Origin of the sequence: Blautia sp. DFI.9.10 (genome assembly GCF_024461705.1) — a bacterium.
GTDB lineage: Bacteria > Bacillota > Clostridia > Lachnospirales > Lachnospiraceae > Blautia_A > Blautia_A fusiformis.
The window spans coordinates 54,663-67,790 of record NZ_JANGAA010000022.1; the positions used below are offsets into that span (position 1 = coordinate 54,663).

The 13,128-nt window shown below is 45.5% G+C and carries 12 protein-coding genes; all 12 read left to right on the forward strand.

The genetic code is table 11. From position 1 onward, the window contains the following. Positions 1 to 90: 90 nt before the first annotated feature. The 12 genes from NE671_RS12750 to NE671_RS12805 all read left to right on the forward strand — a co-directional run bounded on the left by NE671_RS12750 (position 91) and on the right by NE671_RS12805 (position 12,906). Positions 91 to 525, forward strand: coding sequence for an RrF2 family transcriptional regulator (locus NE671_RS12750; RefSeq protein ID WP_021977005.1), 435 nt, complete (start codon positions 91 to 93; stop codon positions 523 to 525). A 155-nt stretch (positions 526 to 680) separates the two neighbouring features. Then, positions 681 to 1,544: a substrate-binding domain-containing protein gene (locus NE671_RS12755; RefSeq protein WP_021652475.1), complete on the forward strand. Its 864-nt coding sequence runs from the start codon at positions 681 to 683 to the stop codon at positions 1,542 to 1,544. A 123-nt stretch (positions 1,545 to 1,667) separates the two neighbouring features. After that, on the forward strand, positions 1,668 to 2,525 hold the full coding sequence (pstC, locus tag NE671_RS12760) for a phosphate ABC transporter permease subunit PstC (protein WP_021652474.1): 858 nt from the start codon (positions 1,668 to 1,670) through the stop codon (positions 2,523 to 2,525). Beyond that, the gene (gene pstA, locus NE671_RS12765) at positions 2,515 to 3,429 is read left to right on the forward strand and encodes a phosphate ABC transporter permease PstA (protein WP_147602687.1); all 915 of its coding nucleotides are present in this window, start codon (positions 2,515 to 2,517) and stop codon (positions 3,427 to 3,429) included. Before pstC ends, pstA begins: the two co-directional genes overlap by 11 nt. Positions 3,430 to 3,438: 9 nt before the next feature. Continuing rightward, positions 3,439 to 4,197: a phosphate ABC transporter ATP-binding protein PstB gene (gene pstB, locus NE671_RS12770; RefSeq protein WP_173740515.1), complete on the forward strand. Its 759-nt coding sequence runs from the start codon at positions 3,439 to 3,441 to the stop codon at positions 4,195 to 4,197. 4 nt (positions 4,198 to 4,201) lie between these two features. Next, a complete protein-coding gene (gene phoU, locus NE671_RS12775) occupies positions 4,202 to 4,885 on the forward strand; it encodes a phosphate signaling complex protein PhoU (protein WP_022427023.1) in 684 nt (227 codons plus the stop codon). A 188-nt stretch (positions 4,886 to 5,073) separates the two neighbouring features. Further along, the gene (locus tag NE671_RS12780; protein WP_330605288.1) at positions 5,074 to 6,756 is read left to right on the forward strand and encodes a sensor histidine kinase; all 1,683 of its coding nucleotides are present in this window, start codon (positions 5,074 to 5,076) and stop codon (positions 6,754 to 6,756) included. A 262-nt stretch (positions 6,757 to 7,018) separates the two neighbouring features. Beyond that, positions 7,019 to 8,347, forward strand: a complete 1,329-nt coding sequence (locus NE671_RS12785) for a hemolysin family protein (protein ID WP_244095961.1) — start codon at positions 7,019 to 7,021, stop codon at positions 8,345 to 8,347. A 155-nt stretch (positions 8,348 to 8,502) separates the two neighbouring features. Beyond that, positions 8,503 to 9,063, forward strand: coding sequence for a TetR/AcrR family transcriptional regulator C-terminal domain-containing protein (locus tag NE671_RS12790; protein WP_015526280.1), 561 nt, complete (start codon positions 8,503 to 8,505; stop codon positions 9,061 to 9,063). Positions 9,064 to 9,263: 200 nt separating this feature from the next. Beyond that, complete coding sequence (locus NE671_RS12795; RefSeq protein ID WP_173740516.1) at positions 9,264 to 9,818, forward strand: HdeD family acid-resistance protein; 555 nt, start codon at positions 9,264 to 9,266, stop codon at positions 9,816 to 9,818. A 56-nt stretch (positions 9,819 to 9,874) separates the two neighbouring features. Further along, the gene (locus NE671_RS12800; RefSeq protein WP_256164055.1) at positions 9,875 to 11,251 is read left to right on the forward strand and encodes a radical SAM protein; all 1,377 of its coding nucleotides are present in this window, start codon (positions 9,875 to 9,877) and stop codon (positions 11,249 to 11,251) included. Positions 11,252 to 11,457: 206 nt separating this feature from the next. Further along, complete coding sequence (locus NE671_RS12805; RefSeq protein ID WP_118752848.1) at positions 11,458 to 12,906, forward strand: uracil-xanthine permease family protein; 1,449 nt, start codon at positions 11,458 to 11,460, stop codon at positions 12,904 to 12,906. Positions 12,907 to 13,128: the final 222 nt, after the last annotated feature.

Here is a 13,128-nt window from a genome sequence, read left to right on the forward strand (position 1 = left end):
GAATATTTCCGGCCGAACAGCTGCACAATAACAGAAAGAGCAAAAGGCTATAAATCAGAAGAATACTGAAATATTGGAGGTAAATATTACATGAGGATTTCTACAAGAGGAAGATATGCGCTGAGACTGATGTTGGATCTTGCTACAAATTATACAGGAAAACCGATCCGCTTGAAGGATGTGGCGAAGCGCCAGGAGATCTCCGATAAATATCTGGAGCAGATCATCTCCATCCTGAACAAAGCAGGCTTTGTCCGCAGTGTCCGTGGCCCTCAGGGCGGCTATGCACTGCAGCAGACCCCGGATAAATACACGGTCGGAATGATCCTTCGTCTCACAGAAGGAAGCCTTTCCCCTGTGGAATGTCTGGACGACAACGGAGCCTTCTGTGAACGTGAGGAGAACTGTGTCACCCAGATCCTCTGGAAAAAGCTGGACGATGCTATCAAAGGTGTGGTGGATCATATAACATTGGAAGACCTGATGAACTGGCAATCCGTGAAGGCGGACGAGTACATCATATAAAAAAAGCTGCGCAAGCAGCTTTTTTTTATATCACATTTTTTTACTAACATTTTACAAAACCGCGATTTTATATTTTACCTTCCATTCCTATAATAACACCTGTATTTAAGCAGTAAGCAAGTAAAAATGATCATAGAAATGAGGAGAAAAAAATCATGAAAAAAAGAATCGCAGGTATCTTAACAGCAGCACTTATCGGAACTACAGTAATGGGAACCGTTGTAATGGCAGCACCATCCGGAGCGATCGACGTAATTTCCCGTGAGGACGGATCCGGAACACGTGGAGCATTCGTAGAGCTGTTTGGGATCGAAGAAGAAAAAGACGGCGAGAAAGTAGATATGACAACACAGGAAGCAAGCATCACAAACAACACAGATGTAATGCTTACCACAGTAGCAGGCGATGAGAACTCTATCGGATACGTATCCCTTGGTTCCCTCAACGATACAGTAAAAGCAGTAAAGATCGACGGAGCAGAGGCAACAGCAGAGAACGTTGCAGATGATACATACAAGGTAGCACGTCCGTTCAACATCGTAACAGGCGACAAGCTCAGCGATGCAGCACAGGATTTCATCAACTACATCATGAGCTCTGACGGACAGGACATCATCGAAAAAGAAGGCTACATCAAAGTAGATGAAAAAGCAGAGGCATACAAAGCCGGAGATGCAAAAGGCAAAGTCGTAGTTATGGGATCTTCTTCCGTAGGACCTGTAATGGAGAAGCTTGCGGAGGCATATCAGAAAACAAACAAAAACATCACAGTAGAAGTTCAGGTCAGCGACTCCACAACAGGAATCAATAGCGCAACAGAGGGTGTATGTGATATCGGAATGGCATCCCGTGAGCTGAAGGACGAGGAAACAGAGAAAGGTGTTAAAGCTACAGAGATCGCAAAAGATGGTATCGCAGTCATCGTAAACAACGACAATGACCTTGAGGAGCTTTCAAGTGATCAGGTAAAATCCATCTTCACAGGTGACATCACAGACTGGGAAGACGTGACCAAATAAATTCCCGGATAAAAAACGATTGAAGTATCTTACAAAGAGCGGCGATCATGACAAGGTCAGGAAAGCCGCTCCGTTATATATCAGCACAGTGGATATCCACTGGAACAGAGAGAAAGGTGTCTTATGAATCATTTAGGAGAAAAGGCCATGAAGGTCGTTTTCCTCATTGCGGCCTGTGCATCGGTTCTCGCAGTATTTCTTATCTGTGTGTTTCTTTTTGCAAACGGCCTTCCTGCAATGGGAAAGATCGGTCCCTTAAAATTCCTCTTCGGAACAGAATGGAGACCAACAAACGATAAATTCGGAATCCTGCCAATGATCGTGGCAAGTATTTATGTAACTGCAGGAGCAATCCTTATCGGAGTTCCGATCGCACTTTTTACATCCGTATTTATGGCAAGATATTGCCCGAAAAAAATCTATAAACCACTGAAATCCGGTATTGAGCTTATGGCAGGCGTTCCATCCATCGTATATGGCTATTTTGGTCTGGTTCTCCTGGTACCGCTGATCCGCCAGTTGTTCGGAGGAACCGGAAGCAGTATGCTGGCAGCATGTATCCTTCTGGGAATCATGATCCTTCCGACGATCATCGGAGTTACGGAATCGGCAGTACGAAGCGTTCCGGAAAGCTATTATGAAGGCTCACTTGCACTTGGCGCAACAAAAGAAAGAAGCATTTTCTTTGTTATGCTTCCGGCAGCAAAGTCAGGAATCCTGGCAGGCGTTGTCCTTGGGATCGGACGTGCCATCGGTGAGACCATGGCCGTGATCATGGTAGCCGGAAATCAGCCACGTATGCCGAAGGGACTTCTTCAGGGTGTCCGTACCATGACTGCAAACATCGTAACAGAGATGGGATATGCATCAGGACTTCACAGAGAAGCACTGATCGCAACAGGAGTTGTACTCTTTGTATTTATCCTGATCATCAACTTAAGTCTTTCACTGCTGAACAGGAGGGCGGAGTATGCAAACTAACGTATCTGTAGCCGCAGATCCTGCGGCAGAAGCAAACATGAAAAAAAGAAATACACTTACCATAGGAGACCAGCTGAAGTCTTATGCAAGACATCCTGGTGCAGGAGTCCTGGCATTTCTCACACTGCTGGGAGCAGTGATCACTTTTGCACTGCTGTTCTTCCTGATCGGCTATGTGCTTGTAAAAGGTATTCCCTATCTGAATGCAAGTCTGTTCAGCCTTACCTATACCTCAGAGAACGTTTCCCTTCTCCCGTCATTGATCAATACCCTGATCATGACACTGGTATCTCTGGCGATTGCCGCTCCGGTAGGAATCTTTGCAGCGATCTTCCTTGTGGAATATGCAAAAAAAGGCAGCCGTTTTGTAAAGCTGATCCGTATTACCGCAGAGACACTTTCCGGTATTCCATCTATCGTATATGGTCTGTTCGGTATGTTGTTCTTTGTAACTGCACTGCACTGGGGCATGTCTCTTCTTTCCGGTGCGCTGACTATGGTGATTATGGTACTTCCCCTGATCATGCGTACCGCTGAGGAAGCACTGAAATCTGTTCCGGATTCTTACCGTGAGGCAAGCTTCGGACTTGGAGCAGGCAAGCTCCGTACTATTTTTACGATTGTACTTCCCTCCGCAGTTCCTGGAATCCTGGCAGGTGTGATCCTGGCCATCGGACGTGTGGTAGGTGAGACTGCAGCACTTCTTTATACCTCCGGTACTGTTGCGGCAGTTCCAAACAGCCTGATGGGTTCCGGACGTACTCTCGCACTTCACATGTATGTGCTTTCCAGTGAGGGACTTCATGTAAACCAGGCATCTGCAACAGCAGTAGTCATTCTGGCATTTGTACTTGTTATCAACGGACTGTCCGGTCTGGTAGCCAGAAAAATTGCGAAAGGATAATGATCGATCATGAGTGAAAATACAAAAATTTCAATTGACAATATGAATCTCCATTACGGAAGCTTTCATGCCCTGAAGGGAATCAATATGGAGATCCCGAAAAAGGAGATCACAGCATTTATCGGACCAAGCGGCTGCGGTAAATCCACACTTCTGAAATCCTTAAACCGTATGAATGACCTTGTGGAAGGCTGTACCATCACAGGAAAGGTAGAGCTTGACGGGGAAGATATTTACGGAGATATGGACGTGAATCTTCTGCGTAAACGTGTGGGAATGGTATTCCAGAAGCCCAATCCGTTCCCGATGAGCATTTATGATAATATTGCATACGGTCCGAGAACACACGGAATCCGTTCCAAGGCGAAGCTGGACGAGATCGTGGAAAAATCTCTCCGCGATGCGGCAATCTGGGATGAGGTCAAGGACCGCCTGAAAAAAAGTGCTCTTGGAATGTCAGGCGGACAGCAGCAGCGTCTCTGCATTGCCCGTGCCCTGGCAGTACAGCCGGAGGTGCTTCTTATGGATGAGCCCACATCTGCCCTGGACCCGATCTCCACTTCCAAGATCGAGGATCTGGCAGTAGAGCTTAAAAAGGATTACACCATTGTTATGGTCACACATAACATGCAGCAGGCAACCCGTATTTCCGACAAGACAGCATTTTTCCTTCTTGGTGAGGTTGTGGAATTTGCGGATACAGACAAGCTGTTCTCCATGCCGGCAGATAAGCGTACAGAGGATTATATTACAGGAAGGTTTGGTTGATATTATGTCAGAACGTTTTGTAAGACAGCTGGAAGAGCTTCACGTGGAACTGATCACCATGGGAAGTCTCTGCGAAAAAGCAATTTCACTTTCTGCCAAAGCTATTCAGGGTGAAGGCGGGATGACTCTCATTGGCAAGATCTTTGAGACGGAAAAAGAGATCGATGCACAGGAAAAAGAGATTGAAAATCTCTGCATGAAGCTTCTTCTTCATGAGCATCCGGTAGCAGGAGATCTGCGATCCATTTCCGCAGCACTGAAGATGATCTCCGATATGGAACGCATCGGTGACCAGGCAGCAGATATTGCGGATCTTTCCAAGCATATCGAGGACAAAGCAGTTACCGGAGATATCATTAATATCCGGAAGATGGCAGAGGATACTGTCCGGATGGTTACAGAAAGCATCGATGCCTTTGTAAAGGGTGATCTTGAGCTTTGCAGAAAGGTTATTGACGATGATGATAAGGTGGACGATGCCTTCAATGATATTAAGGAAAAGCTGGCCGAGGTTCTGAATAACGGAAAACCGGATGCAAGCATCGGTCTGGATATCCTTATGGCTGCAAAATATTTCGAGCGTATCGGTGATCACGCTGTGAACATTGCAGAGTGGGTGGAATATTCCATCACAGGAAACCACAGAAGCGGTTCCAGTCATACAGATAACTATTTTGTTGAGGAATAGAAATAAGTAAGAGCAGATTGCAAAGAGTTGCATTATTGCAAAAAAAAGTGCTGTGGTATTGAAAGGATATCACAGCACTTTTTATAATGTGATGAAATTTACAAGGATTTAACTTTTTTCAGATGATTATTTTTACATTGCTTTTGTAAAATGCTATATAGATTTCGGAGAAAGGAAAGGGCTGAGCTTTGAGTAAAAAAATATTTAAGTATATCATGCTGGTTTCATCACTGATCACAGTATTGGGACTGGCATTTGTCGTGGGGATCCTTTATCACTATTTTCAGGGACAGCTGATGGGTGAGCTGAAGAAAGAAGCCGTGTATATTTCCAGAGGTGTGGAAAGTACCGGGACAGATTATCTGAAGAAGCTGAATGATGAGGATTCCAGGATCACTTATGTGGATGAAAGTGGAAAAGTTATCTACGACAATGAGGCAAATGTGGAAAGCATGGATAATCACGGACATCGCAAGGAGATCCGTGAAGCAGAGATCAACGGAGAAGGTGCGGATGAAAGAATGTCATCCACGCTTTCCGAAAAAACAATGTATTATGCAGTACGCCTTGAAAATGGCAATGTGCTGAGAGTTTCCAGTAACCAGGCTTCTGTATGGATGCTGCTTCTGCAGCTGCTTCCGCCTTTTGCTGTAGTTCTGATACTTATGTTGCTCCTGTCCGGCGTATTTGCATCCAGGCTTTCCGGGAAGGTTGTGGAACCTCTTAATGGGCTTGATCTGGAGCATCCGGATGAGAATGATGCCTATGATGAGGTACAGCCGCTTCTCAGCAAGATTGGCAGACAGAGCCGGCAGATCCGTCTGCAGCTTGAGGCAGCCAGAAGACAGCAGAAAGAATTTTCTATTATCACGGAGAACATGCAGGAGGGACTTCTTGTGATCGACCGTTATACCATGGTACTTTCTGTCAACTCCAGTGTGGGAAAGCTTCTTAAGGTAAAGGAGATCAAAACAGGAGAAAGTGTATATCTTCTGAACCGCTCGGAGGAGTTTCGAGGTGTCGTTGGGCAGGTCCTTGAAGGAAAGCATGAGAACAAGATCCTTCGTCTGGATGGCAGTGAGATTCAGGTGATCGCCAATCCTGTCACAAGAGAAAATAAGACAGAGGGTGCGGTGATCCTTCTGGTGGATGTAACCGAAAAAGTAGAAAGGGAACAGCTGCGAAGAGAATTTTCCGCCAATGTTTCCCATGAACTGAAAACGCCGCTGACTTCCATTTCCGGATTTGCTGAGATCATGCAGGACGGATTTGTGAAAGATGAGGATGTGAAGGTTTTTGCAGGACGCATCTATAAGGAAGCGCAGAGACTGATCCGTCTGGTTGGGGATGTGATCCGGATCTCCCGTCTGGATGAGGGCGGATTGCCGTATCAGTGGGAAAAACTGGATCTTTACAGTCTGACTCATGATATTTTTTCTACCTTACATGAAGCTGCCGAAAAGCAGGAAGTGCATATGTATATGGAAGGCGGAAGTACAGTGTTGGATACAGTGCCGACGATCATGGAAGAGGTTCTCTATAATGTCTGCGATAATGCTGTCAAATATAACCGCCGGGGTGGAGAGGTCTTTGTGAGACTGAAGGATGGCGAGGATGCAGTTCGCGTGAATGTGCGGGATACAGGGATCGGTATTCCGAAGGAAGATCAGGAACGCATTTTTGAACGCTTTTATCGGGTGGACAAAAGCCATTCCAAGGAAATCGGCGGAACCGGCCTTGGCCTTTCCATTGTGAAGCACGGGGTAAAAACTCTGAACGGCAGGCTGTGGCTTAACAGTGAACCGGGACAGGGAACCGAGATCATTATGGAATTTCCGAAACATCATATGGAAAAGGAAGCAGCAGAGTGAACATAGGTCGTGCAGCGATGATGTTCATAGGCATGCAGCAGAGTGGAAGATGAAAGGCCGTTCTGTTGTATGTATCTGCTGTTTTTTATATCATAGTATATTGCTGGTTGGAGGTTGATGGTTTGACAGACCGGAAGGGTTATGCTATCTTATGTAATAATAATCAGAATAAGCAACAGAAAAGCGGATGATAACGGTCCGCTTTCTGTATTATAATTGGTTCGGAATAATTCCGGATGACTATACTGAGGGGAATAAAAATATGATACAGGCAATTGTTTTACTGGTGTTCCTGATCTTTCTGAACTCTGTTTTTGCAGGTGCGGAAATGGCGATTCTGTCCATGAATGAAGCAAAGATGAGGGAGCTGGCGGAAGAGGGAGATCACCGGGCGCAGATTTTGATAAAGCTTACAGAACAGCCGGCACATTTTATGACAGCGATCCGTGTGACGGTAACTACGGCAGGATTTCTGCAGAGCGCTTTTGCGGCAGAATATTTTGCACAGCCGATGACAGAGGCACTGATAAAGACAGGGATAGATGTACCACAGAATGTTCTGAAGATCGTATGCATGATCATTGTGACCATACTGCTTTCCTATGTAAGTCTTTTGTTCGGAGAACTGGTGCCAAGACGTCTGGGAATGAAAAATCCGGATGAGCTGTCTCTGCGTCTGGCAGGACTTCTTAAGATTGCGATGATCGCAGTCTGGCCGGCTACTGCACTTTTGACAGTAACTGCCAATGGTGTGCTGTATCTGATGGGGATCAAACCGGAAGAAAAAGAGGAGCAGGCCACAGAGGAAGAGATCCGTATGCTGCTTACAGAGGGAAATGAACAGGGCAGCATCCAGCAGGAAGAAAGCGAGATGATCCAGAATGTTTTTGACCTGGATGATACTGCGGCAGATGAGATCTGTACACACAGAAGAGATGTGGTTGTTCTCTATATGGAAGACTCCGATGAGGAATGGGAACGGATCATCAGAGAGAACCGTCACACCTTTTATCCGGTATGCGGGGAAGACCAAGATGATATTATCCATATTCTGGACACCAGAGATTATTTCCGCCTGGATGACAGATCCAGAGAAGCTGTTCTGCATCATGCCTGTTATTCGCCGTTTTTTGTACCGGAATCCATGCGTGCCAACCTGATCTTCCGGGAAATGAGGGAGAAACGTGATTATTTTGCAGTAGTGCTGGATGAATACGGCTGCTTTGTGGGAATCGTCACTCTGCATGATCTTGTGGAGACGCTGGTGGGAGATATTGACGACAGGACAGATCTGCCGAAGCCGGATGATATTGAGAAGACAGGAGAACATATCTGGAAAATACAGGGAGGAGCGATCCTGGATGATGTGGCAGAGGTCATAAATGTGGAGCTTCCTGTAGAAAAATATGATACCTTCAGCGGCTTTGTCTGCGGAGTTCTGGAACGTGTACCGGAGGACGGAGAACAGTTCCGATGCAGCTGGAAAAACCTGGATATTGTGGTAAATCAGGTCAGAAACCATACCGTTGTGGAGGGAATCGTTCATGTTCAGCCAGAGAAAAAAGTGCAGGAACAGAAAGAAGAGATCTGACAAAACCTTGTTCAGCCAGGTCATGGGACAGTTATCGGGAGAAAGATCTCCGGGGATTTATGGACATTTTCGAACATGTTGTTGCTTGAAAGTATGTTATTTTTATGACATAATAAGGAAATAACCCGAGGAAAGCTTGTGATGGGGGAGAAAAAATGCCAGGTTTTACAAGACAGATCATACTGCATACACTGACGGAACTTATGAACGAAAAACCATTGTCCAAGATCACGGTAAAGGACATCGTGGAACGCTGTGGAGTAAACAGGAATACATTTTACTACCATTTCAGGGATATTCCGGATGCAGTGGAAGCAATGGTAAAGGAAGAGCTGAATGACATTCTGAAGGATCAGAAAGTACCGGAATCAGTCAGCGACTGTATGGAAATCCTTGTCAATGCAGTTCAGAAGAACAAAAAAGCCATGATACATCTGTACCGCTCGATCCAGAGGGATGTATTTGCCGATTATCTGGATCATGCCGCAGAGCGTGTGGTGGAGGAGCTGATCAACAGGGCGGTCGGAGACTTCGAAATGGATCAGGAAGATAGGCATCTTATAAGCCGGTATTATAAATGCGTATTTGTGGGAGTGATCCTGGACTGGCTGCGGCATGATATGGATTATGATATCCTGTCAGATATGCATAAGCTGGAGTATATTTACGAGAAGAGCCTTGAGAGTCAGTACAAAAATCTGAAAGAAAAGCTATGATTTCAACTAAATGAAGATTAAAAATATCCATTTAGTGTAAAACAGGAATGTCCTCGAATATTATTAAGGTATAGAAACGGTTAATTTTGAGCTGGTGTCTGAAATTTAGGCACTGGCTCTTTTTTGTCTGTTTTTTTAAACGACACAGTGAAGTATAATTCAGTACAATAAATGAGAAAAAATTATCAAGGAGGGAACGTATGGATGACCTGAAACAGCTGAAGCTTGTAAAAAACATCTACATCGTCATGTCATTACTGTTCTGTGTGCTGGGTATTTTTCTGATGGCAAGGCCCAAAAGCTCTGTAAAAATGCTGTGCGTGCTTATGGGAATCATGCTGATCCTGTACGGAGCTATTAAGATCAGCGGATATTTCACGAGAGATGCTTTCTGTCTGGCATTTCAGTTTGATCTGGCTTTCGGGATCCTGCTGATGGCAGTGGGAGTGATCCTGATAACCAGAAAAAATTTCGCAGTGGATCTTATTTTTTCCGTGTTCGGAATTCTGATCCTGGCAGATGCCCTGTTTAAGGTCCAGATGTCTGTAGATGCGAAGAGATTCGGTTTGGCGTTGTGGTGGCAGATCCTGCTGATCGCACTGGTCACCGGAGTGATCGGAGTTCTGGTTTTTATCAGACCATTTGAAGCAGCAGCTATGATGATGGTGTTGGTAGGATTTTCCATTTTACTGGAAGGGATCCTCAATCTATGGGTCGGGATCCTGACGATCAAGATCATCAAGAGTCGGCTTTAAACATAAACATAAAAATAACCAATCACTTTAGATAATAACATAGGAGGAAATAGAGTATGGGAATCGTAGACAAAGCAAAACAGGCAGCGATCGCAGCTACCGTAACAAAAGCACTGGATTATCTTGAGGAGGATCCGGAGACAAACATACCGAAGATCATGGAAATGGTTGATAAAGTAACACCGGATGGCTGGTATGCAGGACAGAGAAATGCGATCCGTCACTCCATCGAGGCAAAGGACAACTGGTATCAGCTGATCCTTCGTATGTATCAGCTGGATGCCGGCGTACGCCAGACATTTTTCCGCAACTTTATTGTAAATGCCAGTCTTAAGGGAAGCGCAACGCAGGAAAAGGTATCAGAAGAGAATGACTGCAATGTACCGTGGGCAATTCTTCTTGATCCTACCAGCGCATGTAACCTTCATTGCACAGGATGCTGGGCAGCAGAGTATGGCCACAAGCTGAACCTGGATCTTGAGACCATCGATTCTATCGTAAAACAGGGTAAAGAACTGGGAACCTATATGTACATCTACACAGGCGGTGAGCCACTGGTCCGCAAAAAGGATCTCATTAAGATCTGTGAGATGAATCCGGACTGCGAGTTCCTTTCCTTCACAAACGGAACTCTTATTGACGAAGAATTTTGTCAGGAAATGCTCCGTGTGAAAAACTTCGTTCCGGCTATCAGCCTTGAGGGAACAGAGGCAACTACAGACGGACGTCGTGGTGATGGTGTATATCAGAAGGTTATGCACGCCATGGAGCTTCTGAAGAGCCACGGCCTTCCGTTCGGTGTTTCCACATGCTACACATCCGCAAACGTAGATGCAGTAAGCAGTGAGGAGTATTTTGATCATCTGATCGAGTGCGGAGCTTATTTTGCATGGTTCTTCCACTATATGCCGGTTGGAAATGATGCAGCAGCAGATCTCCTCCCCACACCGGAGCAGAGAATCAAAATGTATGACAGCGTCCGCAGATTCCGTGCCACAAAATCTCTCTTCACTATGGACTTCCAGAACGATGCAGAGTATGTAGGCGGATGTATCGCAGGTGGCCGTCGTTACCTCCATATCAATGCAAACGGGGATGTGGATCCTTGTGTATTCATTCATTTCTCCAATGCGAACATTAAAGAATGTACACTCCTTGAGGCGCTGAAGAGCCCGATCTTTATGGAGTATCACAAGGGTCAGCCGTTCAACAAAAACATGCTTCGTCCATGCCCGATGCTTGAAAATCCTGAGCTTCTCCGCAAGATGGTTGAACGTGCAGGAGCGAAATCTACAGATCTTCAGTCTCCGGAAACAGCGGAGCATCTCTGTGCAAAGTGTGATCACTATGCAGAGGTATGGAAAAAACAGGCCGATGAGCTCTGGAGTGAGAGCCAGGCAAAAAAAGCTGCAAAAAAATCAACAACTTGTTAATTAACACTTGATATAGATGTTGGGATACTGTATAATGAACCCGTTTTTCAGGAGTCTGAAATAACAGTTCAGATAAGAGTGTCGAAACAGAAGAGACACGATACGTGTACTGACAGATAACAGGGCGGTTATATTCAGCAGTGGGTATAACTGCCTTCTTTTTTATGTTATCGTCAGGACATAGGGAAAGAAAGGATGGATTCATTATGGAAAAACAGGAGAAAAACACAGCCAGCCCTTATGAGCTGGACGGACGCCCACCTCTTAAGGTGGCAATTCCCCTTGGACTGCAGCACGTGCTTGCCATGTTTGTGGGTAATCTTACCCCGCTTCTGATCATCACAGCTGCCTGCGGGATCGAAGCAGGAGGGGATCTTCAGGTTGCATTACTTCAGAATGCAATGCTGATCGCAGGAATTGTTACACTTGTACAGGTCTTTACGATCGGACCGGTCGGTGGCAAGCTTCCTATCGTTATGGGAACAAGTTCAGGCTTCATCGGCGTATGTCAGAGCGTTGCCGGAGTCATGGGAAATGGTATCGTTGCCTATGGTTCAATCATGGCAGCCTGCTTTATCGGCGGTCTTTTTGAGACTGTTCTGGGAAGCTTTCTGAAGCCCTTGAGAAAATTTTTCCCATCTGTTGTAACAGGTACGGTTGTACTTTCAATCGGTCTTTCACTGATCGGTGTGGGAATCAGCTCTTTCGGTGGCGGAAGCTCCGCAAAGGATTACGGTTCTCTTGAAAACCTTTTCGTAGGCTTTGTAGTTCTGATCGTGATCATTGTACTGAAGCATGGAACAAAAGGCTTCACAAGCTTTTCTTCAATCCTCATCGGTATTATCGTGGGATACATTCTGGTAAGTATCATGGCTATGGTACTTCCTACAACATTTACATATGTAGATGACACAGGTGCTACTGTGGAGGCTACAAAGGCCTGGGTTCTCAACTGGGACAAGGTTGCTCAGGCAAAATGGTTTGCGGTACCGGCACTGATGCCTGTAAAATGGGTGTTTGACGCACGTGCGATCGTGCCGATCCTGATCATGTTTATTGTAACTGCAGTTGAAACAGTTGGTGATATTTCCGGAATCACAGAGGGTGGTCTTGGAAGAGAGGCTACAGACAAAGAGCTTTCCGGTGGTGTTATGTGTGACGGACTTGGATCTTCCTTCGCAGCACTGTTCGGTGTGCTTCCGAACACATCCTTCAGCCAGAACGTTGGTCTGGTTGCAATGAATAAGGTTGTAAACCGTTTCTGTATCGCTACAGGAGGAATCTTCCTGATCGCATGCGGACTGTTCCCGAAGCTTGCTGCACTGATCTCCATCATGCCGCAGAGTGTTCTTGGCGGCGCTGCTGTTATGATGTTCTCATCTATTGTTGTCAGCGGTATCCAGTTAATTACCAAGTGGCCGATCGGACCGAGAAATGTTACGATCGTTTCCGTAGCACTTGGTCTTGGTTATGGACTTGGCTCCAATACAGCGATCCTGGTGCATCTGCCACAGGCGATCAGCCTGATCTTCGGCGGTTCCGGTATTGTTCCGGCAGCGGTATTTGCGATTATTCTTAATATTGTTCTTCCGAAGGATGAGAAGAGTGAGATTGAGAGAGCTGAGGAGATGCTTGAAAAAGTTAAGAATAAATAAGAAAGTGTAAGAATAAAAAGATTTTTTTCTTTTTTGAGACTGTTGGACTTTATTGGTCTGACGGTCTCTTTTTTTTATAATTTTTTATTTTGGGGATAAAGGTTCGGCCTTTTGGAAGGCGGTAATTTGCGAGAAGGGGAAGCACTCGGAGTTGCGAAGGCCGTCTGCAATGCCATTTAGTTAGAACATAGTATTCCAAAAGATTGCAATGTATGGTAAAAA

What these genes read in the sequence shown, in the direction of transcription:
- NE671_RS12750 (WP_021977005.1), top strand. Translation starts at nt 91, where the DNA reads ATGAGGATTTCTACAAGAGGAAGATATGCGCTGAGACTGATGTTGGAT.
- NE671_RS12755 (WP_021652475.1), top strand. Translation starts at nt 681, where the DNA reads ATGAAAAAAAGAATCGCAGGTATCTTAACAGCAGCACTTATCGGAACT.
- pstC (WP_021652474.1), top strand. Translation starts at nt 1,668, where the DNA reads ATGAATCATTTAGGAGAAAAGGCCATGAAGGTCGTTTTCCTCATTGCG.
- pstA (WP_147602687.1), top strand. Translation starts at nt 2,515, where the DNA reads ATGCAAACTAACGTATCTGTAGCCGCAGATCCTGCGGCAGAAGCAAAC.
- pstB (WP_173740515.1), top strand. Translation starts at nt 3,439, where the DNA reads ATGAGTGAAAATACAAAAATTTCAATTGACAATATGAATCTCCATTAC.
- phoU (WP_022427023.1), top strand. Translation starts at nt 4,202, where the DNA reads ATGTCAGAACGTTTTGTAAGACAGCTGGAAGAGCTTCACGTGGAACTG.
- NE671_RS12785 (WP_244095961.1), top strand. Translation starts at nt 7,019, where the DNA reads ATGATACAGGCAATTGTTTTACTGGTGTTCCTGATCTTTCTGAACTCT.
- NE671_RS12790 (WP_015526280.1), top strand. Translation starts at nt 8,503, where the DNA reads ATGCCAGGTTTTACAAGACAGATCATACTGCATACACTGACGGAACTT.
- NE671_RS12795 (WP_173740516.1), top strand. Translation starts at nt 9,264, where the DNA reads ATGGATGACCTGAAACAGCTGAAGCTTGTAAAAAACATCTACATCGTC.
- NE671_RS12800 (WP_256164055.1), top strand. Translation starts at nt 9,875, where the DNA reads ATGGGAATCGTAGACAAAGCAAAACAGGCAGCGATCGCAGCTACCGTA.
- NE671_RS12805 (WP_118752848.1), top strand. Translation starts at nt 11,458, where the DNA reads ATGGAAAAACAGGAGAAAAACACAGCCAGCCCTTATGAGCTGGACGGA.